Origin of the sequence: Blastococcus sp. VKM Ac-2987, assembly GCF_026967805.1 — a bacterium.
GTDB lineage: Bacteria > Actinomycetota > Actinomycetes > Mycobacteriales > Geodermatophilaceae > Blastococcus.
In genome coordinates this window covers 592149-615118 of sequence record NZ_JAPVBG010000003.1, presented here as the reverse complement: position 1 = coordinate 615118, position 22970 = coordinate 592149, and the positions used below count along the sequence as shown (strand labels likewise).

Below are 22970 nucleotides of genomic sequence, written 5' to 3'. Positions count from 1 at the left end.
CGGAGCTCGCGGCCGCAGCGGTCGGGACCACGCTGGAGCGGTGCTGCCCACCGTTGCCCGCGGCAGGCGGTCGGACGACGGGACGTAGCCTCCTCGCCGATGTACGACTACGAGAAGGACGGCGCCGAGATCTACCGGCGATCGTTCGCCACCATCCGTGCCGAGGCGGACCTCGCGAGCCTGCCCGCCGACGTCGCCCAGGTCGCGGTGCGGATGATCCACGCCTGCGGGCAGGTGGACCTGGTCGCCGACGTCGCCTACTCCTCCGCGGTCGTGCAGCGGGCCCGCGAGGCGCTGGACGCCGGCGCGCCGGTGCTCTGCGACGCCCAGATGGTCGCCAGCGGCATCACCCGCCGGCGGCTGCCGAAGGACAACGACGTCGTCTGCACGCTCAACGACGCGCGCACCCCCGCCCTCGCCGCAGACCTGGGCACCACCCGCACCGCCGCCGCGCTGGAGCTGTGGCGCGACCGGCTCGACGGCGCCGTCGTCGCCATCGGCAACGCGCCCACCGCGCTGTTCCACCTGCTGGAGATGGTGGCCGCCGGCGCCCCCCGGCCCGCCGCCGTCATCGGCATCCCGGTCGGGTTCATCGGCGCGGTCGAGTCCAAGGAGGCGCTGGCCGCCTCCGACCTGGAGCACCTGGTCGTCCGGGGCCGGCGCGGCGGCAGCGCGATCACCGCGGCCGCCGTCAACGCGATCGCGAGCACCGAGGAGTGAGCGGCGCGGCCCGCGGGAGCGGGGAGCAGGGCGGAACAGGTCGCCTCTACGGGGTGGGGCTGGGCCCCGGCGACCCGGAGCTGGTCACCGTCAAGGCCGCCCGGCTGATCGGTGCCGCCGACGTCGTCGCGTTCCACGCCGCCCGGCACGGCCGCTCGGTCGCCCGCGCGCTGGCCGAGCCCTACCTGCGCGAGGGCCAGGTCGAGGAGCTGCTGGTCTACCCGGTCACCACCGAGACCACCGACCACCCCGGCGGCTACCAGGGCGCGATCGACGAGTTCTACGAGTCCGCCGCAGCAAGGCTCGCCGCGCACCTGGACGCCGGCCGGGACGTCGTCGTGCTCGCCGAGGGCGACCCGCTCTTCTACGGCTCCTACATGCACATGCACAAGCGGCTGGCCCACCGCTACCCGACCGAGGTGGTCCCCGGCGTCACCAGCGTGAGCGGCGCGGCCGCCGCCGTCGGGCGGCCGCTGGTCGAGCGCGACGAGGTGCTCACCGTGCTGCCCGGCACGCTGCCCGCCGACGAGCTCGCCGCGCGGCTGGCCGCCACCGACTCCGCCGCCGTCATGAAGCTCGGCCGCACGTTCCCGCAGGTGCGCGAGGCCTTCGAGCGGGCCGGGGTCATGGACCGCGCCCTCTACGTCGAGCGGGCGACCACCGACCGCCAGCGCTGCCTGCCGTTGGCCGACGTCGACCCGGCGAGCGTCCCGTACTTCTCCCTCGCCCTGCTGCCCAGCCCGCTCACCCCGCAGGGAACCGAGCCGGCCCGGCCGTCCGGCGAGGCGGCGGTGCACGGCGAGGTGGTCGTCGTCGGTCTCGGTCCCGGCGCGCGGAGCTGGACCACCCCGGAGGCGGCCGAGGCCCTGTCCTGCGCCGACGACCTCGTCGGCTACGGCCCCTACCTGGACCGGGTGGCGGCGAACCCGCGCCAGACCCGCCACCCCAGCGACAACCGCGTCGAGGCAGACCGCGCCGCGCACGCCCTCGAGCTGGCGCGCTCCGGCCGGCGGGTGGCGGTCGTCTCCAGCGGCGACCCGGGCGTCTTCGCGATGGCCGCCGCGGTGCTGGAGGTGGCCGAGCGGCCGGAGTTCGCCGGGGTGCCGGTGCGCGTGGTGCCGGGCCTGACCGCCGCCCAGGCGGTGGCCTCCCGGGTGGGGGCGCCGCTGGGCCACGACTTCTGCGTCATGTCGCTGTCCGACGTCCTCAAGCCGTGGGAGGTGATCGTCGGCCGGCTGCGGCACGCGGCGGCCGCCGACCTGGTCATCGCCCTCTACAACCCGCGGTCCCGGCACCGCCCGCACCAGCTCGGCGAGGCGCTGCAGGTGCTGCTGGAGACGCGTGCACCGGAGACCGTGGTGGTCGTCGGCCGGGACGTCGGCGGCTCCGAGGAGACCGTCCGGGTCACCACCCTCGGTTCGCTGGACCCCGCGACGGTGGACATGCGCTGCCTGGTGCTGGTCGGCTCCTCGCAGACCCGGGTCACGCCCTCGGGCGCGGTCTACACCTCGCGCAGCTACCCGGGCTGACACGCAGGGCGGGAATGCGCGGGAGATCGTTGCCCTTGCCCACTTCCGTGGCCGCCCCGACGCTCTCCCGCACCCCGGCGTTCTGGACCACGGCCGGCCTGCTGCTGCTCGTGCTCGCCGCCTCCGGCGTCCCGACGCCGCTGTACCGCGTCTACCAGGAGCAGTTCGGCTTCGGTCCGGGCATCCTCACGACCGTCTTCGGCATCTACGCCGTCGCCCTGCTGGCCGCGCTGCTCGTCGCGGGCGGCCTCTCCGACCACGTCGGCCGCCGGCCGGTGGTGGCCGGCGGGCTGCTGCTGCAGGCGGCGGCCATGCTCGTCTTCCTGACCGCGGACGCCGTGGGCTGGCTGCTGGTGGCCCGCGTGCTGCAGGGCCTGTCCATGGGGGTGCTGACCGGCACGCTCGGCGCGCTGCTGCTGGACACGCAGCGCCCGGGCCGTCCGCTGGGCGCCCTGCTGAACAGCGCCGCCCCGGGCCTGGGTCTGTCGCTGGGCGCGGTCGGCGCCGGCCTGGTCGTCGAGTACGTCGCGACGCCGTCCCGCTGGGTCTTCGGCGTCCTCGCCGTCGTCGTGCTGCTGGCGACGGCCCTCGTCCTGGTGCTGCCCGAGACCTCGCCGCGGTCGCCCGGTGCGCTGCGATCGCTGCGCCCGACCGTCCGGGTGCCCCGGTCCCAGCGAGCCGCCTTCCTCACCGCGCTGCCGGTCATCGTGGCGGCCTGGGCGCTGGGCGGCCTCTACCTGTCCCTCGGGCCGTCGCTCGTCGCCGCCGTCTTCGGCATCGAGGACCACCTGGTCGGCAGCCTGCTGGTGCTGGCCATGCACGGGTCCGGCGGGATCGGCGCGATCCTCGGCCGGAACCTCGGCGCGGAGCGGGCCATGCTCCGCGGCGCGACGCTCTTCGCCGGCGGGGTCGCCGGCACGATCGCGGCTCTGCTCACCGGGTCAGTCCCCCTGCTCTTCGCCTCGGCGGTCGTCTCCGGCCTCGGCTTCGGCCTGTCGTTCCTCGGCTCGGTGGCGACCGTGAGCGCCGGCGTCTCCCCGGCCGAGCGCGCCGGCCTCCTGTCGAGCGTGTTCGTCGTCGGCTACCTCAGCTTCAGCGTGCCGGCGGTGATCGCGGGATCGGCCGCGACGTCCGTGGGGCTGGAGACCGTCGCCGAGATCTACGCGGCGGTGCTCGTCGTCCTGGCGCTGCTGGCGATCGGCGGGGTCCGGCTGCGCCGCCGCCGCGCCGGGCTGCCCGAAGGGGCGCCGGGCACGGCGGCGGAGCGGCTGCCGGCCTGACCGCCGGTCAGCGACCCGGGTACGGCGTGGCCTGGAGCGCCCGCGCCAGCCGGGCAGCGTTCTCCGCCAGCGTGGCGGTCGTCGAGGCGACGGCCTCCGGGGTCTCGTCGAGGTCCATGTAGTCGGTGCCGCCCATCGCCTGGTCGTTCCAGTAGGTCGACCCCTGCGACGGGATGGTGAAGCCGATGTCGTTGAGGCCCTGGAAGAGGTCGGCGACGATCTTGTGCGCGCCGTCCTCGTTGCCGACGACGGACACCACGGCGACCTTGCCGGCGACCAGCGGGCGCCCGGACCCGTCGGTCTCCGACAGCTCGCCGTCCAGCCGCTCCAGCACCCGCTGGGCCACGCTGCTCATGTGACCGACCCAGGTCGGCGTGGACACGATCAGGATGTCGGCGGCCATCATCTGCTCGCGGATCGCGGGCCACTCGTCGCCGTCGCCCATGTCCACCTCGACGCCGGGCTTGACGTCGGAGTCCACGACCCGCACGACGTTCCCGGTGACGCCGTGCTTCGCCAGCTCGCCCAGGATCTGCCGGGCGATCAGGTCGCTGCTCGAGGGAGCGGGCGAGGGCTTGAGGCTGCAGACGAGGGCCAGGGCACGGAGGGACGCGGTTTCGGTCATGACCGTGGACTGCCCCCGCGCCCCCGGCCGTCACACATGACGATCAGATTGCGCACGACCGGATCCACTCCACCGCCTCCCCCACCGTGGCCACCACCGGCACGCCGGGCGGCAGCGGCGGACGGCGGAGCAGCACGACGGGCAGGCCCAGCTCGCGGGCGGCGGTGAGCTTCGCGGCCGTCATCGGCCCCCCGCTGTCCTTGGTGACGACGACCTCGACGGCGTGCTCCCGCATCAGCGCCCGCTCGCCGGCCACGTCGAACGGCCCGCGGGCGAGCAGCACGGTGACCCGGTGCGGCAGCGGGGGCGCCGGCGGGTCCACCGAGCGCACCAGGCAGTGCCCGGGGACGTCGGCGAACGCGGCGAGCCCCTGGCGGCCGGTGGTGAGGAACACCGAGCCGTACCCGGCGACCGCCGCGGCCGCGTCGGCCGGCGAGTCCACCCAGCGCCAGTCGTCGCCCGGTCCGGCCGTCCAGCCGGGGCGCTGCAGCCGCAGCAGCGGGATGCCGGTGGCCGCCGACGCCTCGGCCGCCGCGGCCGTCATCCCGGCCGCGAACGGGTGCGTCGCGTCGACCACCGCGGCGGGGGCCTCGTCCCGCAGCCAGGCCACCAGCCCGGCCACGCCGCCGAACCCGCCGATCCGCACCCGCCCCGCCGGCAGCGCCGGATCGGCCACCCGGCCGGCCAGCGAGCTGACCACGTCGACCCCCGCCCCGGCCAGCGCCGCCGCCAGACGGCGCCCCTCCCCGGTGCCGCCCAGCACCAGCACGCCCCCGGTCACGCGGGGTGCTCCGGCCGGGATCCGCCCCGATACGCCTGCGCGCGGTTTCGGCGGCACGGATTCCCGCGCTCGTGCGCATGCGGGCGGTCGCGACCGCCCGGGGGACCGCCGTGCATGCTGGTCCGGTGACGACGGCGGACCGCGCGGAGGGCACCGGCCTGCGCTCCGGCTGGACCACCGGGGCCTGCGCCACCGCGGCGGCCACCGCCGCCTACACCGCGCTGCTCACCGGCGAGTTCCCCGACCCGGTGACCATCGACCTGCCCAAGGACCGGCACCCGTCCTTCGCCCTGGCCACCGAGCGGCTGGAGGACGGCGCCGCCACCGCCGGCGTGGTCAAGGACGCCGGCGACGACCCCGACGTCACCCACGGCGCGCTGGTCTCGGTCCGCGTGACGCACGGCGCACCGGGCCGCGGGGTGGCCTTCCGGGCCGGCGAGGGCGTGGGCACGGTGACCAAGCCGGGGCTGCCGCTGCCGGTGGGCGAGCCGGCGATCAACCCGATGCCCCGCCAGTTCATCCGCGCGCACGTCGCCGCGGTCGCCGCCCGGCACGGCGGCACCGGCGACGTCGTCGTCGAGGTGTCCGTGGAGGACGGCGCGGAGCTGGCCCGCCGCACCTGGAACCCGCGGCTGGGCATCCTCGGCGGGCTGTCCATCCTCGGCACCACCGGCGTCGTCGTGCCCTACTCGTGCTCGGCCTGGATCGACTCGATCCGCCGGGGGGTCGACGTCGCCCGCGCCGCCGGGTACGCGCACGTTGCCGCCTGCACCGGCAGCACCAGCGAGCGGGTGGCGGTGGAGACCTACGGTCTGCCCGAGGACGCGCTGCTGGACATGGGCGACTTCGCCGGCGCCGTCCTCAAGTACCTGCGCCGGCACCCGGTCGAGCGGCTGACCGTCGCCGGCGGCATCGGGAAGCTCGCCAAGCTGGCCGACGGCCACCTGGACCTGCACTCCGGCCGCTCCCAGGTGTCCACGGAGTCGCTGGCGGCGATGGTGCTGGGGGCCGGCGGGCCGGCCGCGCTGGCCGAGCGGGTGCGGGCCGCCAACACCGCCCTGGACGCGCTGCAGCAGTGCCAGGCCGCCGGGCTGCCGCTGGGCGACCTGGTGGCCGCCGGCGCCCGCGAGACCGCGCTGGGCGTCCTGCGCGGCGCCCCGGTGGCCGTCGACGTGCTGGTGATCGACCGCGCGGGCACGGTCGTCGGCCGCGCCTAGCGGCATCGCGCGGTCGAGTACAGGTGGCTGTCGGGGAACTCCCCGGCGGTGAGCACCGCGCCCACGATCACCACGGCGGTGCGGGTCACCCCGGCCGCCTCCACCTGACCGGCGATGTCGGCGAGCGTGCCCCGCAGCACCAGCTCGTCGTCCCGGCTGGCCCGCGCCACGACGGCGACCGGGCAGTCCGCCCCGTAGGAGGGCACCAGCTCGGGCACCAGCACCGCGATCCGCTGCACCGCCAGGTGCAGCACGAGGGTGGCCCGGGACGCCCCCAGGGTGGCCAGGTCCTCCCCCGGCGGCATCGGCGTGGACCGCGCGGACGTGCGGGTCAGGATCACCGTCTGGCCGACGCCGGGCACGGTCAGCTCCCGCTTCAGGGAGGCCGCCGCGGCGGCGAACGCCGGCACCCCGGGGACGACGTCGTAGGGGACGCCGGCCGCATCCAGGCGGCGCATCTGCTCGGCCATCGCGCTGTACACCGACGGGTCGCCGGAGTGCAGCCGGGCGACGTCGAGACCGGCCTCGTGCGCAGCCACCAGCTCGGCGGTGATCCGGTCGAGGTCGAGGTCCGCCGTGTCGACCAGCCGGGCGCCGGGCGGTGCGGTGTCCAGCAGCTCGCGCGGCACCAGCGCGCCGGCGTACAGGCAGACCGGTGCGGCGGCGATGAGCCGCGCGGCCCGCACGGTGATCAGGTCCGCCGCGCCCGGACCGGCTCCGATGAAGTGCACCGTCACGGCTTGACCCCCGACCAGATCGTCACGGGCATGGCCGCCCGCCACCCGCTGAAGCTCCCCACCGGCACGGTCTGCGCGACGCCGAGCCGCACCAGCTCGCCGCCGTGCCGGGCGTACCGCTCGGCGAGCACCGCCTCGCTCTCCAGCGTGACGGCGTTGACCACCAGCCGGCCGCCCTCGGGCAGCGCCGCCCAGCAGGCGTCGAGCACGCCGGGGACGGTGGCGCCGCCGCCGACGAAGACCGCGTCGGGCGCGGGCAGCCCGGCCATTGCCTCCGGGGCGCGCCCCTCCACCACGTGCAGGCCGGGCACGCCGAGCCGGAGCGCGTTGCGGCGCACCCGCGCGGCGCGGTCCGGGTGGGCCTCGATGGCGACCGCGCGGCACGACGGGTGCGTCCGCAGCCACTCGATGCCGATCGAGCCGGCGCCCGCGCCGACGTCCCAGAGCAGCTGCCCGGGCAGCGGGGCGAGGCGGGCGAGGGTCACCGCCCGCACGTCGCGCTTGGTCAGCTGCCCGTCGTGCTCGTAGGCGTCGTCGGGCAGGCCGGGCACGGGAGGCAGCGGCACGGTGCCGGGGTCGGCGACCACCTCGACGGCGGTGACCACCAGCGGATCGGTCGCCGCGTGCGGCCAGTCGGCCGCGGTGCCGGGGAAGCGCCGCTCCCCCGGGCCACCGAGCTGCGCCAGGGCGACCAGCCGGCTCGCCCCGTAGCCACGACCGGAGAGCAGGGCGGCCACCGCGGCCGGTGTCGTGGAGTCCGAGCCGAGCACCAGCAGCCGGCGCCCCGGCGTCGCGTGCGGCACCAGCAGCTCGACCGGCCGGCCGACGACGGACACCACCTGCGTCTCCTCCACCGCCCAGCCGAGCCGGGCGCAGGCCAGCGACACCGACGACGGGTGCGGCACGACGTCGACCGCCTCCGGGCCGAGCAGCCGCACCAGCGAGGTGCCGATGCCCGACAGCATCGGGTCGCCGCTGGCCAGCACCACCACGCGGCGGCCAGGGTGATCACCGGGCAGGACCTGGATCGCCGGTCCCATCGGCGAGGGCCACGGCACCCGCTCGGCGGTCACCTCGGCCGGCACCAGGGCCAGCTGGCGGGCGCTGCCGCGGAGGACGTCGGCCGCGGCGATCGCGCTCCGGGCGCGCGGGGACAGGCCGTCCCAGCCGTCGGCGCCGACGCCGACGACGACGATCGGGCGGTCCGCGGGGACCTCGGGCGCTGGCACGGGCGCCGATCCTAGGGACGCGCCGCCCCCGCGTGACGGCTGCGGGGTGGTCGTGGTCTGATGACGCCGCCACACGCGACGGCAGTGGAGGAAGCCCGGTGAGATTCCGGCGCGGTCCCGCCACTGTGAGCCGGTTCCCCGGTCAGTCAGGAACTCCCGCCGTCGCGACCTGCCACCTCCGGGCGTGGACACCCGGGGAGAGGACGCGTGCTCCGTGCGCCGTACCCGCGCATGACCTATCCCTTCACCGCCGTCGTCGGCATGGACGACCTGCGCCTGGCCCTGCTGCTGAACGCCGTCTCACCCGCCGTGGGTGGCGTGCTGGTGCGGGGTGAGAAGGGCACCGCGAAGTCGACGAGCGTCCGCGCGCTGGCCGCCGTCCTGCCCCCGGTCGCGGTGGTGGCCGGCTGCCGCTTCGGCTGCGACCCCGGCGCTCCTGACCCGGCCTGCCCCGACGGCCCGCACGAGCCCGGCACCGCCGCCCGCACCCGCCCGGCGCGGCTGGTCGAGCTGCCGGTCGGCGCCTCGGAGGACCGGCTGGTCGGGTCGCTGGACCTCGAGCGGGCGCTCACCGAGGGCGTGAAGGCCTACGAGCCCGGCCTGCTCGCCGCCGCCCACCGCGGGGTTCTCTACGTCGACGAGGTCAACCTGCTGCACGACCACCTGGTCGACCTGCTGCTGGACGCCGCCGCGCTGGGCACCGCGTACGTCGAGCGGGAGGGCATCTCGGTGCGGCACGCCGCCCGCTTCCTGCTGGTCGGCACCATGAACCCCGAGGAGGGCGAGCTCCGCCCCCAGCTGCTCGACCGGTTCGGGCTCACCGTCGAGGTCGCCGCCCCGCGGGACCCCGACGTGCGCGCCGAGGTGGTGCGCCGGCGGTTCGCCTCCGACGCCGATCCGGCCGGGTTCGCCGCCGCCTGGGCCGCCGAGGAGACCGCCCTGGCCGAGCGGATCGCCGCCGCCCGCGCCCGGCTGCCGCGGGTCGTCCTCTCCGACGCCGCGCTGCGCCAGGTCACCGCCGTCTGCGCCGCCTTCGACGTCGACGGCCTGCGCGCCGACCTGGTCACCGCCCGCGCGGCGATCGCGCACGCCGCCTGGTGCGGCCGCGACGAGGTCACCGAGGACGACGTGCGCGTCGCCGCCCGGCTGGCGCTGCCGCACCGCCGCCGGCGCAACCCGTTCGACGCCCCCGGGCTGGACGACGGGACGCTGGAGCAGGCGCTGGCCGACTCGCGCCCCGAGGACGCCGGCGGCCCCGACGACGAGCCGACCGACCCGACCGACGGCCCCGGCGACGGCGGTGGCCCGCCCCGCGACGGCGGTGGTCCCGACGGTCCAGGCATAGGAAGCAATGCCTACGGATCGGACGGCGAATCCCGGGCAAAGCCTCCTATGCCTGGGGAGAGCGCGGGTGACGACGGCCCGACGAGCGCCCCGCGCGGGGAGGGCGGCGGGCGCACCGACGCCGCCGCTGCCGAGCGCCCGGCGGTCGCGCCGGCGGACCCGTTCCGCGCCCGCCGCCTCGAGGTCCCCGGCCTCGGCGCCGGCGCGGCCGGCCGGCGGTCGCGCGCCCGCAGCGAGCACGGCCGTGTCGTGGGTGCCACCCGCCCGGCCGGCACCGTCACCCGCCTGCACCTGCCGGGCACCGTGCTCGCGGCCGCCCCGCACCAGCTCGCCCGCGGGCGCACCGGGCCGGGCCTGACGCTCGCCCGCGAGGACCTGCGGCAGGCCACCCTCGAGGGCCGCGAGGGCAACCTGGTGCTCTTCGTCGTCGACGCCAGCGGCTCGATGGGGTCGCGGGCGCGCATGGCCGCGGTGAAGGGCGCCGTCCTGTCGCTGCTGCTCGACGCCTACCAGCGCCGGGACAAGGTCGGGCTGGTCACCTTCCGCGGCGCCGGGGCCGACCTGGTGCTGCCGCCGACCTGGTCGGTGGAGGCCGCCGCCGCCCGGCTGACCGAGCTGCCCACCGGCGGGCGCACCCCGCTGGCCGCCGGGCTGCTCCGCGCGCACGAGACGCTCCGGGTCGAGCGGGTGCGCGATCCGCGCCGCCGCCCGCTGCTGGTCGTCGTCACCGACGGGCGGGCCACCGGGGCGCGCGGGAGCGACTCCCTCGGCGACGCCCGCCGCGCTGCCGGGCTGCTGGCCGCGGCCGGGGCGGCGAGCGTCGTCGTCGACTGCGAGTCGGGGCCGGTGCGGCTGGGGCTGGCCGCCTCCCTGGGCACGGCCCTGGGCGCGCGGACGATGCGGCTCGAGGAGCTCGGCGCGGAGTCGCTGGTCCGCACGGTCCGGGAGGCGGCCTAGTGAGCGAGCGTGCGAGCTCACCGATGAGCACGGTGCCAGGCTCTCGGCCGACGAGCGCCGGCGAGGAGGACCAGTGCCCCAGGGGCAGGTGACCGCCGTCCCGGTCGACGGGCTGACCACCCGGCAGCGCCGCAACCGGCCGGTGCTGGCCGTGCACACCGGGGAGATGAAGGGGAAGTCCACCGCCGCCTTCGGGATGGCGATGCGGGCGTGGAACCAGGGCTGGTCGATCGCGGTCTACCAGTTCGTCAAGAGCGCCAAGTGGAAGGTCGGCGAGGAGAACGCGCTGACCGCGCTCGGCCGGCTGCACACCGAGACCGGCGAGGGCGGGCCCGTCGTCTGGCACAAGATGGGCTCGGGCTGGTCGTGGTCGCGCAAGCACGGCGACGAGACCGACCACGCCGCGGACGCCGCCGAGGGCTGGGCGCAGATCAAGCGCGACCTCGCCGCCGAGGCGCACCGGTTCTACGTGCTCGACGAGTTCACCTACCCGCTGAAGTGGGGCTGGGTGGACATCGAGGACGTGGTCGCGACGTTGTCCGCCCGGCCCGGCAACCAGCACGTGGTCATCACCGGCCGCGACGCACCCCCGGCGCTCCTCGAGGCCGCTGACCTGGTCGTGGAGATGACCAAGGTCAAGCACCCGATGGACGCCGGCCAGAAGGGCCAGCGGGGCATCGAGTGGTGATCCCCGTGACCCCCTGCCGAATTGATCATCGGCGAACGGTCGATCCGGTCGGCGCGTCGGGCGACCACACGCCGATGATCAACGCCGGGTCGGTCTGATGAGCGCCCAGCGCATCCCGCGCATCGTCGTGGCCGCGCCGTCGTCCAACGCCGGGAAGACGTCGATCACCACCGGCCTGATCGCCGCGCTGACCGCCCGCGGGCTCACCGTGAGCCCGCACAAGGTGGGCCCGGACTACATCGACCCCGGCTACCACGGCCTCGCCGCCGGCCGCCCGGGCCGCAACCTGGACCCGTGGCTGGTCGGCGACGACCGGATCACCCCGCTGTTCCTGCACGGCGCCCGGGGCACCGACGTCGCGGTCGTCGAGGGCGTGATGGGGCTGTTCGACGGCGCCGCGCACGCCAGCGTCGAGCCCGGCTACGGGTCCACCGCGCAGGTCGCCGCGCACCTGCAGGCCCCGGTCGTGCTGGTCGTCGACGCGGCGTCCCAGGCCCGCAGCGTGGCCGCGCTGGTGCACGGCTTCGCCACGTTCGACCCGACGGTGCGCATCGGCGGCGTGGTGCTCAACCGGGTCGGCAGCGACCGGCACGAGGCGATCCTGCGCGAGGCGCTGGGGGCGGCCGGGGTGCCGGTGCTCGGCGCGGTCCGCCGGATCGCCGAGCTGCAGACGCCGTCCCGGCACCTGGGCCTGGTGCCCGCCGCCGAGCGGTCGGCGGAGGCGGTGCGCACGGTGCGCGCGCTGGGCGCGGTGGTCGAGTCGAGCGTCGACCTGGACGCCGTCCTCCGGCTGGCCCGCACCGCGCCGGACCTGGCCGGGCAGCCGTGGGACCCGGCCGCCGAGGTCACCCGCGTGGCGGGCCGGCCGGTGGTCGCCGTCGCCGGCGGACCGGCCTTCACCTTCGGCTACGCCGAGACCGCCGAGCTGCTCACCGCGGCCGGCGCCGAGGTGGTGACCGTCGACCCGCTGCGGGACGCCGCGCTGCCCGAGGGCACCCGGGCGCTGGTCGTCGGCGGCGGCTTCCCCGAGGTGCACGCTCCCGCGCTCAGCGCCAACGTCGGCCTGCGGACGGCGATCGCCGACCTCGCATTCCGCGGCGGCCCGATCGCCGCGGAGTGCGCCGGGCTGCTCTACCTCTCCGAGGAGCTGGACGGCGAGCCGATGTGCGGCGTCCTGCCGACGACGACGGCGATGCACCCACGGCTCACGCTCGGCTACCGCGCCGCGGTGGCGCTCACCGACAGCGTGCTGGCCCCGGCCGGCACCCGGGTGCGCGGGCACGAGTTCCACCGCACGACGGCCGCACCGGCCGCCGGCCCCACCCCGGCCTGGCAGTGGAACGCCGACGGGCCCGAGGGTTTCGCCAGCGGGAACGTGCACGCCTCGTACCTGCACCTGAACTGGGCCGGTTCCCCCGGGATGGCCACCCGCTTCGTCGCCGCCGCCGCGCGGCTCCCCCAGGAGGTCGGCCGTGCACATCGCTGAGGGGTTCCTCCCTGCTCCGCACGCCCTCGGCTGGACGCTCGCTGCCGCACCCTTCGTCGCGCACGGGGCGCGGGCGGTCGTCAAGGAGGTGCGGGAGAACCCGGAGTCGACGCTGCTGCTGGGCGCCGCCGGGGCGTTCACCTTCGTGCTCAGCGCGATCAAGCTGCCCTCGATCACCGGCAGCTCCAGCCACCCGACCGGGACCGGGCCGGGAGCGATCCTCTTCCGCCCACCGGTCATGGCGCTGCTGGGCACCGTCGTCCTGCTGTTCCAGGCGCTGCTGCTGGCGCACGGCGGCCTCACCACCCTGGGCGCGAACGCCTTCGCCTTCGCGGTGGTCGGCCCGTGGACCGGCTACCTGGTCTACCGGCTGACCCGCGCGACGGGGGTGGGCCTGCTGCCCGCGGTCTTCGCCGGGGTCGCGCTGGCCGACCTCGCCACCTACGTCACCACGTCGCTGCAGCTGGCGCTCGCTTTCCCCGACGCGAGCACCGGGTTCGCCGGCGCGCTGGTCAAGTTCCTCGGCGTCTTCGCCCTCACCCAGGTCCCGCTCGCCGTCGGCGAGGGCCTGCTCGGCGTCCTGCTGTTCCGGGTGCTGACCGTCAACGCCCGGCCCGAGCTCGAGCGGCTCGGCATCCTGCGGCCCGCCCCGCTGGCTCCCACCGGGGGTGCCGCGTGAGCCGGCGGGCGCTGGTCACCGCGCTGCTCGTCCTCGCCGTCGTCGCGCTCTTCGCCGTGCCGCTCCTGCTCGACGGCGGCGCCTCCGAGTACGGCGGCACCGACGCCGCCGTCACCGAGGAGCTGGCGGCCGACGGCCACGCGCCCTGGGCCGAGTCGCTGTTCAGCCCCAGCGGTGAGGTGGAGTCGGGGCTGTTCGCGCTGCAGGCGGCGATCGGCGGCGGCGTGCTGGGCTACGTGCTCGGCCGGCTGCGCGGCCGCCGGTCGGCCGGACGACCGGGCCCCGCGGGAGCCGACGCCCGGTGACCGGCCTGGCCGTCGACGACGCAGCGTGGGCCAGCGCCTGGCGCCGTCGCGCCCCCGGCGACAAGCTGCTGCTCTGCGCCGGCCTGGTCGGGTGCGCGCTCCTGCTCCCACCCTGGCCCGGCGCCCTCCTCGTGGCGGCGAGCGCCGTGGCGCTGGCGCTGGGGCCGGCGCGGGTCCCGGCCGGCACGTTCCTCCGCGCGATCCGGTGGCCGCTGGCGTTCATCGCCATAGGCGCGGGAACGGCGGTCGTCACGGTGGACGGCGGCGGGCTGGGCTGGGCCCCCGACGCCGCGGAGCGGGCGGGTGCGCTCGCCGGGCGGGCGGTCGCCGGCAGCGCCGCGGTGCTGCTGCTGGCCACCACCACCCCGATGTCGGACCTGCTCCCGCAGCTGCGCCGGCTGCGGGTCCCGGCCGCCGTGGTGGAGATCGCCTCGGTCACCTACCGGCTGCTGTTCGTGCTGCTCGACAGCCTGGGCACCGTGCGGGAGGCGCAGGCCGCCCGGATGGGCTGGTCCTCGCCGCGCCGCTCGTACCGGTCGGCGGGGATGCTGGCCGCCGCCGTGCTGACCCGGTCGTGGGACCGCGCCCGGCGCATGCAGGAGGGGCTGGCCGGCCGCGGGATGGAGACCGGGCTGCGGGTGCTGCCGGACGCGCAGCCGTCGTCGCGGCCCTTCCTGGCGCTGGGCCTCGCCCTGCCCGTCGGCATCGCCGCGGTCACCCTGGTGGTGCGGTGAGCCACCGCACGCTGGCCGCCGCGGGGCTGGTCGCCGGCTACCCCGGCGCGGCGCCGGTGCTCTCCGGCGCCGCGGTGCGGATCCCGCCGGGCCGGCGGCTGGCCCTGCTGGGCGCCAACGGCTCGGGCAAGACCACGCTGCTGCGCTGCCTGTCCGGGGCGCTGCGCCCGGCCGCCGGCACGGTCACCGTCGACGGCGAGCCGCTGGTGCACACCCGGCGCGGCCTGCGCGCCCACCGGCAGGTGGTCCAGCTGGTGCTGCAGGACCCCGACGACCAGCTGTTCAGCGCCTCGGTCGGCCAGGACGTCTCCTTCGGGCCGCTGAACCTCGGTCTGGCCGAGGACGCCGTCCGCAGCCGGGTGGCCGAGGCGCTGGAGCTGCTCGGCGTCGACTCCCTGGCGGAGCGGCCGACGCACCAGCTCTCCTACGGCGAGCGCAAGCGGGTGGCGATCGCCGGCGCGGTCGCCATGCGGCCGTGCGTGCTCCTCCTCGACGAGCCGACCGCCGGGCTGGACCCGACCGCGGTCGCCGACACCCTGGCCGCGCTGGCCCGGCTGCAGGAGCACGACTCGACGGTGGTGATGAGCACCCACGACGTCGACCTGGCGCTGCGCTGGGCCGACGAGGTCGCGGTGGTCGTCGACCGCACGGTCGTGCAGGGCACCCCGGGCGCGGTCCTCGGCGACGGCGACCTGCTCGGCCGGGCCCGGCTGTCCCGCCCGTGGGCGCTGGAGGTCGGGGCCCGGCTGCGCGACCTCGGGCTCCTCCCGGACAGCCCGCTCCCCCGGGACGCCGCGGCGCTGCTGGCCGCTCTCCCCGACCGCCCGGCGGTGCCCAGGTGAGGACCGTGGGCATCGGGCTGACCTCGGGCGTGAGCGCGGCCGAGGTGCTCGCCGCCGTGGACGCCGTCCTGCCCGGTACCGGAGGTCCGGTGCGGCTGGCCACCCTGGACAGCCGGTCGGCCGAGCCCGGGCTGGTCGCCGCCGCGGCGCGGCGCGGCTGGCCGCTCACCGGCCACCCGGCGGCGGACCTCGCCGCGGTCCGGGTGCCCTCGCCCTCGGCCGCCGTCGCGGACCGCGTCGGCACGCCCTCGGTGGCCGAGGCGGCCGCCCTGCTCGGCGGCGGGGTCCTCGTCGTCGGCAAGACCGTCCACGGCCGGGTGACGGTCGCCGTCGCCCGCCCGCCGGACGCCGGCGCGCTGCCCGATCCCGACCCCGACCGCTCCGACCGAGGAGGCCCCGTGACCACCGACGCTGCCGGCGAGGTGCTGCACCCCGTGGGGCTCCGGCTGGCCCGGCGGCACGTGGTCGTGGTCGGCGGGGGCGCGACGGCGCACCGCGGGGTCGCCGGTCTGCTCGCGGCGGGCGCGGTGGTCACCGTGGTCAGCCCCGCGGTCACCCCGGCGCTGGAGTCGCTGGCGACGGCCGGCGCGCTCACCTGGCGCGCGCGGCCCTACGCCGCAGGCGACCTCGACGGCGCGTGGTTCGCCCTCGCGGCGACCGGCCACCCCGGGGTGGACGCGGCGGTCGCGGACGAGGCGGAGCGGAGCCGCACCTTCTGCACCAGGGCCGACGACCCGGCGCTGGCCAGCGCCGCCCTGCCGGTCACCGGGCGGGCGGGCGACCTGGCGGTGGCGGTGCACGGCGCCGCGGACCCTCGGCGGGCCGCCGGCGTGCGGGACGCCCTGCTGGCCGGGCTCGGGGACGGGACGCTGCCGGTCCGGTCCTGCGGCGGGGGCGGCGGCGCCGGGAGCGTGGTGCTCGTCGGGGGCGGCCCCGGCGATCCGGGGCTGATCACGGTGCGCGGGCGGCAGGCGCTCGCCGAGGCCGACGTCGTGCTGGTCGACCACCTGGCGCCCCAGTCGCTGCTGACCTCCCTCGCCCCGGGCGCGGAGGTGATCGACGCCTCGAAGCTGCCCCGCGGCCGGTTCATGGCCCAGGAGCGGATCAACGCGCTGCTGGTCGAGCACGCGCGGGCCGGCAAGCGGGTGGTGCGGCTCAAGGGCGGCGACCCGTTCGTCTTCGGGCGCGGCTTCGAGGAGCTGCAGGCCTGCACCGCCGCCGGCATCCCGGTCGAGGTGGTCCCCGGCACCACCAGCGCCGTCGCCGTGCCCGCGCTGGCCGGCATCCCGGTCACCCACCGCGGGCTCACCCACGAGTTCGTCGTCGTCTCCGGCCACCTGCCGCCGGGGCACCCCCAGTCGCTGGTCGACTGGGCCGCACTCGGCCGGCTGCGCGGCACCCTCGTCGTCCTCATGGGCGTGGAGACCGCCCCGGCGATCGCCGCGGCGCTGGTCGAGCACGGCCGGGCACCGGGGACACCGGTCGCCGTCGTGGCCGACGGCTCCACCGCCACGCAGTGGTCGCTGCGGACGACGCTGGCCGAGCTGCCGGGGGCGATCGGCGCCGCCGGGATCCGCCCGCCCGCCGTCTGGGTGGTGGGCGACGTCGTCGACCTGGCCGCCCCGGGGCCCGTGCCGGCCACCGCCGCGGCGGCCGCGGCTCCGGCATGTCGGTGACCCTTCGTGTGCGGTCGATCCTGTTCCGCCTCAGTTCCGGACGAAGTCGCCCCCGCGCATGGTGGGAGACGGGAACGCCCCCTAGCGTGGGTCCGTCCGGACGGACCCGTCCGTCGCTCAACAGGCGACAGCCGCCCGGGCGCCGCCGAACCATCCGCCGGCACCGGCCGGCAGCAGGACCGGGGACCCATCGCACTCCCGGGGTGAAGCGACCGGAGGTCCCCTGGGGCCGCCGGACGCCGGGCGTCTTCCCGCCCGAACCCGTCAGCTAACCCGGTAGGCGGCCGTGGAAGAAAGGACCACCCGCCGAACATGGCGAGTTCGCTCACCCCTGCCCAGCGACGGATCACCGGCCGCCGGGCTCTGGTGGCCCTCGTGGCCGCCGGCGGCGTCGCCCTGACGCCGCTCCCCGCGTTCGCCGACCCGGAGCGGCCGACGACGTCCCAGGAAGCCGCGGAGCTGATCGCCGGCCGCGCGCACGACCTGGAAGTGCTCACCGAGCGGTTCAACGAGACCCGCGAGCAGCTCAAGTCGACCCAGGAGGCCGCCGACCGCGCCGCCGAGGAACTCACCGCCGCGCAGGCCGCCCTCGGGCAGGCCCAGGACCGGGTCCGCACCGTGGCCCGCAGCGCCTACACCGGTGACGGGCTCGGCACCCTCGAGGCGATGCTGACCAGCGAGTCGGCCGGCGACCTGGTCGACCGGGTGGGGCTGCTCGACACCATCGCCCAGCACAACAACGGCGTGCTGGGTGAGGCCCGCCAGGCCGGCGCCGACGCCGACCGCGCCCAGGCGTCGGCCCAGCAGGCGGCGCAGGACGCCCAGGCGCAGGTCGACCGCGTGACCGCCGAGCGCACCCGCCTGGACCAGCAGATCGCGGAGTACCAGGCGCAGTACGAGCGGCTCACCGAGGAGGAGCAGCGCGCCTCGCGCGCCGCCGCGGAGCGGCACGCCGCCCAGGAGGCCGCCGCCCAGGAGGCCGCCGCGCAGGAGGCGGCTGCTGCGGACGAGGCCCCGGCCGCCGCCCCGGCGGCACCGCGCGCCTCGGCACCCGCCGCCCCGGCCCCCGCTGCCGCTCCGGCCCCCGCCCCGGCGCCTCCCGCACCCCCGGCACCGGTCGGCGGCGGGAGCGGTGCGGCCCAGACCGCGGTCAACACGGCCCTGGCCCAGGTGGGCGACCCCTACGTGTGGGCCGCCGCCGGACCCAACGCCTTCGACTGCTCGGGCCTGGTCCAGTACGCCTACGCCGCGGCGGGCATCTCCGTGCCGCACTCGAGCCGGATGCAGTCGACCATGGGCACCCCGGTGTCCCGGTCGGCCCTGCAGCCGGGCGACCTGGTGTTCTTCTACAGCCCGGTCAGCCACGTGGGCATCTACATCGGGAACGGGCAGATGGTGCACGCCGCGACGTTCGGCGTGCCGGTGAAGGTCGCCTCGGTCGACTCGATGGGCGGCTACAACAGCGCCCGGCGGATCGCCTAGCAGCAGTTCCAGGGCGCCCGGGCGGATCGCCGGGGTGGTCTCCCGGCGCGCGGGGCGGTCAGCCGCCCCGCGCGCCGGCGCCTGCCCGGACACCCCGCGGCCCGGCGTGCGACGATCGCGTTCCGTGCGGGTCGGGACACGGGGAGAGCTGCCCCGCGAGGTCAAGGTCCTGGCGGTCATCGCCTTCGTGGTGGCGCTCGGGTTCGGCATCGTCGCCCCGGCGATCCCGCTGTTCGCCCGCTCCTTCGGCGTCGGCACCACGGCCATCGGGCTGGCGGTCAGCGCCTTCGCGTTCTTCCGGTTCGTCTCCGCCTTCAGCGGCGGCACGCTGGTCGAGCGGTTCGGCGAGCGGCTGGTGCTCACGTCGGGCCTGGTGATCGTCGCCGTCACCACCGGGGCGGCGGGGCTGGCCGGGTCGTTCCCGCTGTTCCTCGGGCTGCGCGCGGCCGGCGGCGTGGGCAGCGCCATGTTCACCGTGGCCGCGCTCTCGCTGCTGCTGCGGGTCGCTCCGCCGTCGCACCGGGGCCGGGCGGCCGCCACCTGGCAGGGCGGCTTCATCCTGGGCGGGATCGCGGGGCCCGCGGCCGGCGGCCTGCTGGCCGAGCTCTCCCCCCGGCTGCCGTTCTTCCTCTACGCCGGCTTCCTGCTCGTCGCCGGCGGCGTCGGCGTGCTCCTGCTGCGCTCGGCCGAGCCGGACCCCGCCGCCCCCGAGCCGGCGGACGTCGCCTCCCCCGACCTCGACGCCGGCCCGATGCCCCTGGGCACCGCCCTGCGCTCGCGGGTCTACCTCGCCGCGCTGGTGGCGAACTTCGGCGTCGGGTGGGTGCTCTTCGGGGTCCGCAACTCGCTCGTGCCGCTGTACGTGACCGAGGAGCTCGGCCGGACCGTCGCCTGGGCGGGTGCCGGCCTGCTGGCCGGGTCGGTGGCCCAGGCGCTGGGTCTGCTGCGGTCGGGCCGGCTGGTCGACGGCTGGGGACGGCGCCCCTCGCTCGTCCTCGGCGCCACCCTGGGCACCGCCGCCATGGCGATCCTCGTCCTGCCGCCGGTGATCTGGGCCTTCCTGCTCTCCATGGCGGTCTTCGGGCTGGCGGCGTCGCTGCTGGCCAGCGCCCCGGCCGCCCTCGTCGGCGACATGAGCGCCGGGCGGGGCGGGCGGGTCGTGGCGGTGTTCCAGATGTCGGCCGACCTCGGCGCGATCGCCGGTCCGCTCGTGGCCGGCTGGCTCACCGACGTGGTGTCCTTCCAGCTGGCGTTCGGGGTGAGCACCGCCGTCCTCGCGGCCGGTCTGGTCGGGGCCCTCGTCATGCCGCGCGAGGCCCCTCGCCCGGTACCGGCCGGTACGACGGCCGCCTGACCTGGGCCGATGAGAAAGATCGGCGGCGTCCGTGTGGCGGCCGCCGGGCCGGGGAAGGGCAAGCCGAGCGCGCAGGCGTGGTCGCACTCCGGAGCCGGGGCGGGCGCTCGCGCAGCCGGATCGACCACGCCGCGAGGAGGCACGCATGGACATCGCCGCGATGCGGGCCAGCTTCGCCAAGGCCGCGGCGACGGGCGACGAGGCCCCGCTGTACTTCTACTCGCACCTCTTCCTGAGCCACCCGGAGACGCGGGCGATGTTCCCGGTCTCGATGGCCCACCAGCGGGACCGGTTCTTCCACGCCCTCGGAGAGGTCGTCTCGCACGTCGACGACCTCGAGGGTCTCGTGCCCATCCTCAAGCAGCTCGGCCACGACCACCGCAAGTTCGGCACCCTCCCGGCGCACTACCCGGCGGTCATGCCCAGCCTGCTGGCGACGCTCGAGCACTTCGACGACGAGTGGGACGAGCACCGCGCCCGCACCTGGACCGAGGCCTACGAGCTCGTCGCCTCGGTGATGATCCAGGGCGCCGAGGAGTCCGCCGACCACCCCGCCACCTGGCGGGCCGAGGTCGTGGCGCACGAGCGGCGCGCCATCGACGTGGCGGTGCTGCGGATACGCCCCGAGGTACCGGTGAACTACCTGGCCGGCCAGTCGCTGTCCCTGGAGATCGACCGCCGTCCCCGGCTCTGGCGCTACTACTCACCGGCCAACGCCCCCCGGGAGGACGGCACCCTCGACCTGCACGTCAAGGCCCGCCCGGGCGGCCCGGTGAGCACCGCCCTCGTGCGCAGCACCGAGGTGGGTGACCTGATGCGGCTGGGCCCCCCGCTGGGCGACCTGACCCTGGGCGAGGGCTCCGACCGCGACCTGCTGCTCGTGGCCGGCGGCATGGGCCTGGCCCCGCTCGAGGCCCTCGTCGACCAGGTCGACCGGCAGGGACCTCCCCGCCGGGTGGATCTCTTCGTCGGTGCCCGCACCGAGGACCAGTTCCACGACCGCGCCGCGCTTGACGCGTTGCAGCAGTCCTGCCCCTGGCTGAGCGTGACGTACGCGGTGTCGGCCGACGAGCGGTCGGGTCTCGAGCGGGGCGACATCGGGGACGTGGTGCTCCGGCACGGTCCGTGGCTCAGCCGCGAGGTGTACGTGGCCGGCCCGGCGCCCATGGTGGAGCAGACCGTCGACGGGCTGCTCCAGCACGGCGTGCCGCGGGAGCGGGTGCGCAGCGAGGTGTTCGCCCCCAGCCGACCGGGGCCCAGTGCCGAGGGGAAGGTGACCGAATGACCACCACCGATGTGTCCGGTACCGGAGGGCACGACCGACGGCTCACACCGGCGCAGATCCGCGGTACGCGGTTCGCCACCGGATCCATGCTGCACCCCGGCTACGACCAGGCCTCGGTCGACCGCTTCCAGCACCTCGTCGCGGCGGAGGTGGGCACGCTGGCCGCCGAGGTGCAGGCGCTCGCCGGGGAGCGCGCCTTCCTGCAGGAGCAGGTCACCGCACTCCAGCAGCGGCTGGACGGCGCGCCCATGCCCCAGCCGCCGAGCGAGCAGGCAGTCAAGATCCTGGCCAGCGCCCAGCAGACGGCCGACGACTACGTCGCCGAGGCCGAGGACTTCAGCCGGCAGATGACCACCGAGGCCCGCGACCAGTACGAGGAGCAGCTGCGGCTCGCCCGGGAGAACGCCGGGGCGATCATGCAGGCGGCCCAGGAGGCCGCCGCCCGGCTGACCGCCGGCGGGAAGGCGCTCGAGGACGACGACGCCGCGCCCGGCTCCCGGACCGCCGCCGAGCTCGAGGAGCAGGTCGCCTTCCTCAAGGCGTACGCCCAGGCCTGCCGCGCCCAGCTGCGCGCCTACCTGGAGGCGCTGCTCACCGACGTCGAGACCGAGTGGGGCCGGGTGGACCCCGCGTTGGCCCCGCAGGCGCTCGCCTCCGCCGGGCAGGCCGGCCGGCGCCCCGGGGGGACCGCGGCACCGCAGACGTCGTTCCACGGCAACAGCGCCGGGAACGCGGCGCAGGAGGACGGCGCGGACGCGGACCGGGCGGCGCCCGCGGCGGCGCACTCCCCCGGCGGCTGACCCGGGGCTGACGGCGGCGGGCGCGGCGCCCGGCCCGGAGTGCCGGCGCGATAGGTTGCTCCCGGCCCGTCCGCCGACCGCCAGGAGGCCACCCGCCATGTCCGACGTGCTCCTCGTCCTGCTGATCGTCGTGCTGGTGGCCCTGGCCGTCCTCGCCGCGGTCATCCTGGTGCTGCGCCGGCGCAACCTCGCCCGCGCCGCGGGTCCCCGCCCCCGGGTCGACCCGCTCGCCGACGAGCCCGACGTCTACGACCCGCACCGGATCGGCGTCGGCGACGTGATCACCTACGCCGGGATCGACCACGTCGTCCGCGGCACGATCGTCCTCGAGGAAGGCGGGATGACCTGGCGCGAGCACCTGCTCGACGGGTCCACCGGCCGCCGCTGGCTCACCGTGGAGGACGACGAGGGCGACCTGGAGATGACTCTCTGGATGCGCCGCGAGGGCACGAACCTCACGCCGGAAGGCGACGTCGTCCTCGACGACCGGGTGCACCGGCAGATCGAGCGGGGCCGGGCCGCCTACACCGCCGAGGGCACCACGGGCACGCCGCCCACCGGGACCGTCGACTACGCCGACTACGCGACGGCGGACAAGACCGGCCTGCTGGCCTTCGAGCGCTGGGCGCCCACCCAGTCGTGGGAGGTCTCCACCGGCCGCGCCGTCAGCCGCGGCGAGCTGACCGTCTACCACCGGACGCCCGAGGCATGAGCCTGCACCAGCTGGACGTCCAGCCGCGGGACGTCTCCGCCGCCGCCCTGGGTCTGCTGCTCGACGGGCCCCCGCCGGCGACGCTGGCCCGGCTGCGGCTCCCCGGTGCCGACGGCAGCTCGATCACCCTCGGGGTGCTCGGCGCCTCGCACGTGGTCACCGTCGAGACCGGCGGCCACCGGCTCACCGAGGAGGTCTCCTGCGACGCCGTCGGCGCCGGCGGCCGCCCGCTGCCCCGCGCCGCCCGGTCCGGCGGCTACCGGCTCACCTCCGAGGTGACCGCCACCGACCACCGCGACCTGGACGCGACCGCCGACCGGCTGCGGGCGCTCGCCGCGGCCGATCCGACCTGGCTGTGCGGCACCTTCCCGGGATCGGCCGGGGCGCTGACCGCCATGACCGCGCAACCGCTCGCGGGCGGCGGCTGGGCCTGGCAGACCTGGCACCTCTACCCCGCCGGCACCAGTGGCGAGGTCGTCACGACCCGGAGCAGGTGGACGCCGTGAGG

The 22970-nt window shown here is 76.9% G+C and carries 22 protein-coding genes and 2 riboswitches; of the genes, 18 read left to right on the top strand and 4 right to left on the bottom strand.

The features are described 5' to 3' along the window. Positions 1-99: 99 nt before the first annotated feature. The 3 genes from O2W17_RS18210 to O2W17_RS18200 are packed head-to-tail and all read left to right on the top strand — an operon-like array spanning position 100 to position 3529. Positions 100-720: a precorrin-8X methylmutase gene (locus O2W17_RS18210; protein WP_269193859.1), complete on the top strand. Its 621-nt coding sequence runs from the start codon at positions 100-102 to the stop codon at positions 718-720. Next, on the top strand, positions 717-2249 hold the full coding sequence (locus tag O2W17_RS18205) for a precorrin-2 C(20)-methyltransferase (RefSeq protein ID WP_269193858.1): 1533 nt from the start codon (positions 717-719) through the stop codon (positions 2247-2249). The genes O2W17_RS18210 and O2W17_RS18205 overlap by 4 nt, the downstream gene beginning before the upstream one ends. 35 nt (positions 2250-2284) lie before the next feature. Further along, positions 2285-3529: an MFS transporter gene (locus tag O2W17_RS18200; RefSeq protein ID WP_269193857.1), complete on the top strand. Its 1245-nt coding sequence runs from the start codon at positions 2285-2287 to the stop codon at positions 3527-3529. Between the two features lie 7 nt (positions 3530-3536). Here the strand turns inward: O2W17_RS18200 and O2W17_RS18195 are convergent, their stop codons facing one another. Together O2W17_RS18195 and O2W17_RS18190 are read right to left on the bottom strand one after the other, a co-directional pair. Beyond that, positions 3537-4154, bottom strand: coding sequence for a flavodoxin family protein (locus O2W17_RS18195; protein WP_269193856.1), 618 nt, complete (start codon positions 4152-4154; stop codon positions 3537-3539). Between the two features lie 43 nt (positions 4155-4197). Continuing rightward, positions 4198-4935, bottom strand: coding sequence for a cobalt-precorrin-6A reductase (locus tag O2W17_RS18190; protein ID WP_269193855.1), 738 nt, complete (start codon positions 4933-4935; stop codon positions 4198-4200). Positions 4936-5060: 125 nt separating this feature from the next. Here O2W17_RS18190 and O2W17_RS18185 point away from each other — a divergent pair, with 125 nt between their 5' ends. Further along, entirely contained in the window at positions 5061-6152 is a 1092-nt protein-coding gene (locus O2W17_RS18185; RefSeq protein WP_269193854.1) for a cobalt-precorrin-5B (C(1))-methyltransferase, read from the top strand. Here the strand turns inward: O2W17_RS18185 and cobM are convergent. Together cobM and cbiE are read right to left on the bottom strand one after the other, a co-directional pair. After that, on the bottom strand, positions 6149-6889 hold the full coding sequence (gene cobM / locus O2W17_RS18180; RefSeq protein WP_269193853.1) for a precorrin-4 C(11)-methyltransferase: 741 nt from the start codon (positions 6887-6889) through the stop codon (positions 6149-6151). The genes O2W17_RS18185 and cobM overlap by 4 nt on opposite strands. Beyond that, positions 6886-8118, bottom strand: coding sequence for a precorrin-6y C5,15-methyltransferase (decarboxylating) subunit CbiE (cbiE, locus tag O2W17_RS18175; RefSeq protein ID WP_269193852.1), 1233 nt, complete (start codon positions 8116-8118; stop codon positions 6886-6888). The genes cobM and cbiE overlap by 4 nt, the downstream gene beginning before the upstream one ends. Positions 8119-8192: 74 nt before the next feature. Then, a riboswitch (adenosylcobalamin (AdoCbl) riboswitch) is annotated at positions 8193-8285 on the top strand. 64 nt (positions 8286-8349) lie between these two features. On the opposite strand from cbiE, the gene O2W17_RS18170 reads away from it, so the two are divergent. The 14 genes from O2W17_RS18170 to O2W17_RS18105 all read left to right on the top strand — a co-directional run bounded on the left by O2W17_RS18170 (position 8350) and on the right by O2W17_RS18105 (position 22968). Further along, positions 8350-10419: a putative cobaltochelatase gene (locus O2W17_RS18170; protein WP_269193851.1), complete on the top strand. Its 2070-nt coding sequence runs from the start codon at positions 8350-8352 to the stop codon at positions 10417-10419. 73 nt (positions 10420-10492) lie between these two features. Continuing rightward, positions 10493-11107: a cob(I)yrinic acid a,c-diamide adenosyltransferase gene (gene cobO / locus O2W17_RS18165; RefSeq protein ID WP_269193850.1), complete on the top strand. Its 615-nt coding sequence runs from the start codon at positions 10493-10495 to the stop codon at positions 11105-11107. Positions 11108-11204: 97 nt separating this feature from the next. Then, entirely contained in the window at positions 11205-12593 is a 1389-nt protein-coding gene (locus tag O2W17_RS18160) for a cobyrinate a,c-diamide synthase (RefSeq protein WP_269193849.1), read from the top strand. Next, positions 12580-13272: an energy-coupling factor ABC transporter permease gene (locus O2W17_RS18155; protein WP_269193848.1), complete on the top strand. Its 693-nt coding sequence runs from the start codon at positions 12580-12582 to the stop codon at positions 13270-13272. The genes O2W17_RS18160 and O2W17_RS18155 overlap by 14 nt, the downstream gene beginning before the upstream one ends. Then, a complete protein-coding gene (locus O2W17_RS18150) occupies positions 13269-13577 on the top strand; it encodes an energy-coupling factor ABC transporter substrate-binding protein (protein WP_269193847.1) in 309 nt (102 codons plus the stop codon). Before O2W17_RS18155 ends, O2W17_RS18150 begins: the two co-directional genes overlap by 4 nt. After that, entirely contained in the window at positions 13574-14311 is a 738-nt protein-coding gene (gene cbiQ, locus O2W17_RS18145; protein WP_269193846.1) for a cobalt ECF transporter T component CbiQ, read from the top strand. Before O2W17_RS18150 ends, cbiQ begins: the two co-directional genes overlap by 4 nt. Further along, complete coding sequence (locus O2W17_RS18140) at positions 14308-15153, top strand: energy-coupling factor ABC transporter ATP-binding protein (RefSeq protein ID WP_269193845.1); 846 nt, start codon at positions 14308-14310, stop codon at positions 15151-15153. The genes cbiQ and O2W17_RS18140 overlap by 4 nt, the downstream gene beginning before the upstream one ends. Before the next feature lie 5 nt (positions 15154-15158). Continuing rightward, a complete protein-coding gene (gene cobA / locus O2W17_RS18135) occupies positions 15159-16829 on the top strand; it encodes a uroporphyrinogen-III C-methyltransferase (protein ID WP_269193844.1) in 1671 nt (556 codons plus the stop codon). Between the two features lie 145 nt (positions 16830-16974). Next, a riboswitch (cyclic di-AMP (ydaO/yuaA leader) is annotated at positions 16975-17127 on the top strand. A gap of 14 nt (positions 17128-17141) precedes the next feature. Further along, positions 17142-18311 (top strand): C40 family peptidase, encoded by a 1170-nt coding sequence (locus O2W17_RS18130; RefSeq protein ID WP_269193843.1) that lies wholly within the window; start codon positions 17142-17144, stop codon positions 18309-18311. A 124-nt stretch (positions 18312-18435) separates the two neighbouring features. After that, positions 18436-19665, top strand: coding sequence for an MFS transporter (locus tag O2W17_RS18125; RefSeq protein WP_269193842.1), 1230 nt, complete (start codon positions 18436-18438; stop codon positions 19663-19665). Positions 19666-19810: 145 nt separating this feature from the next. Further along, the gene (locus O2W17_RS18120) at positions 19811-20950 is read left to right on the top strand and encodes a globin domain-containing protein (protein WP_269193841.1); all 1140 of its coding nucleotides are present in this window, start codon (positions 19811-19813) and stop codon (positions 20948-20950) included. Continuing rightward, the gene (locus O2W17_RS18115; protein WP_269193840.1) at positions 20947-21750 is read left to right on the top strand and encodes a DivIVA domain-containing protein; all 804 of its coding nucleotides are present in this window, start codon (positions 20947-20949) and stop codon (positions 21748-21750) included. The genes O2W17_RS18120 and O2W17_RS18115 overlap by 4 nt, the downstream gene beginning before the upstream one ends. Before the next feature lie 97 nt (positions 21751-21847). Next, entirely contained in the window at positions 21848-22462 is a 615-nt protein-coding gene (locus O2W17_RS18110) for a DUF4178 domain-containing protein (RefSeq protein WP_269193839.1), read from the top strand. Continuing rightward, positions 22459-22968 (top strand): DUF2617 family protein, encoded by a 510-nt coding sequence (locus O2W17_RS18105; protein WP_269193838.1) that lies wholly within the window; start codon positions 22459-22461, stop codon positions 22966-22968. The genes O2W17_RS18110 and O2W17_RS18105 overlap by 4 nt, the downstream gene beginning before the upstream one ends. The last annotated feature ends 2 nt before the right edge of the window (positions 22969-22970 follow it).

Coding starts and splice junctions, on each gene's coding strand:
- O2W17_RS18160 (WP_269193849.1), top strand. CDS start 11,205: ATGAGCGCCCAGCGCATCCCGCGCATCGTCGTGGCCGCGCCGTCGTCC.
- O2W17_RS18120 (WP_269193841.1), top strand. CDS start 19,811: ATGGACATCGCCGCGATGCGGGCCAGCTTCGCCAAGGCCGCGGCGACG.
- O2W17_RS18170 (WP_269193851.1), top strand. CDS start 8,350: ATGACCTATCCCTTCACCGCCGTCGTCGGCATGGACGACCTGCGCCTG.
- O2W17_RS18210 (WP_269193859.1), top strand. CDS start 100: ATGTACGACTACGAGAAGGACGGCGCCGAGATCTACCGGCGATCGTTC.
- O2W17_RS18105 (WP_269193838.1), top strand. CDS start 22,459: ATGAGCCTGCACCAGCTGGACGTCCAGCCGCGGGACGTCTCCGCCGCC.
- O2W17_RS18195 (WP_269193856.1), bottom strand. CDS start 4,154: ATGACCGAAACCGCGTCCCTCCGTGCCCTGGCCCTCGTCTGCAGCCTC.
- O2W17_RS18130 (WP_269193843.1), top strand. CDS start 17,142: ATGGCGAGTTCGCTCACCCCTGCCCAGCGACGGATCACCGGCCGCCGG.
- O2W17_RS18115 (WP_269193840.1), top strand. CDS start 20,947: ATGACCACCACCGATGTGTCCGGTACCGGAGGGCACGACCGACGGCTC.
- O2W17_RS18110 (WP_269193839.1), top strand. CDS start 21,848: ATGTCCGACGTGCTCCTCGTCCTGCTGATCGTCGTGCTGGTGGCCCTG.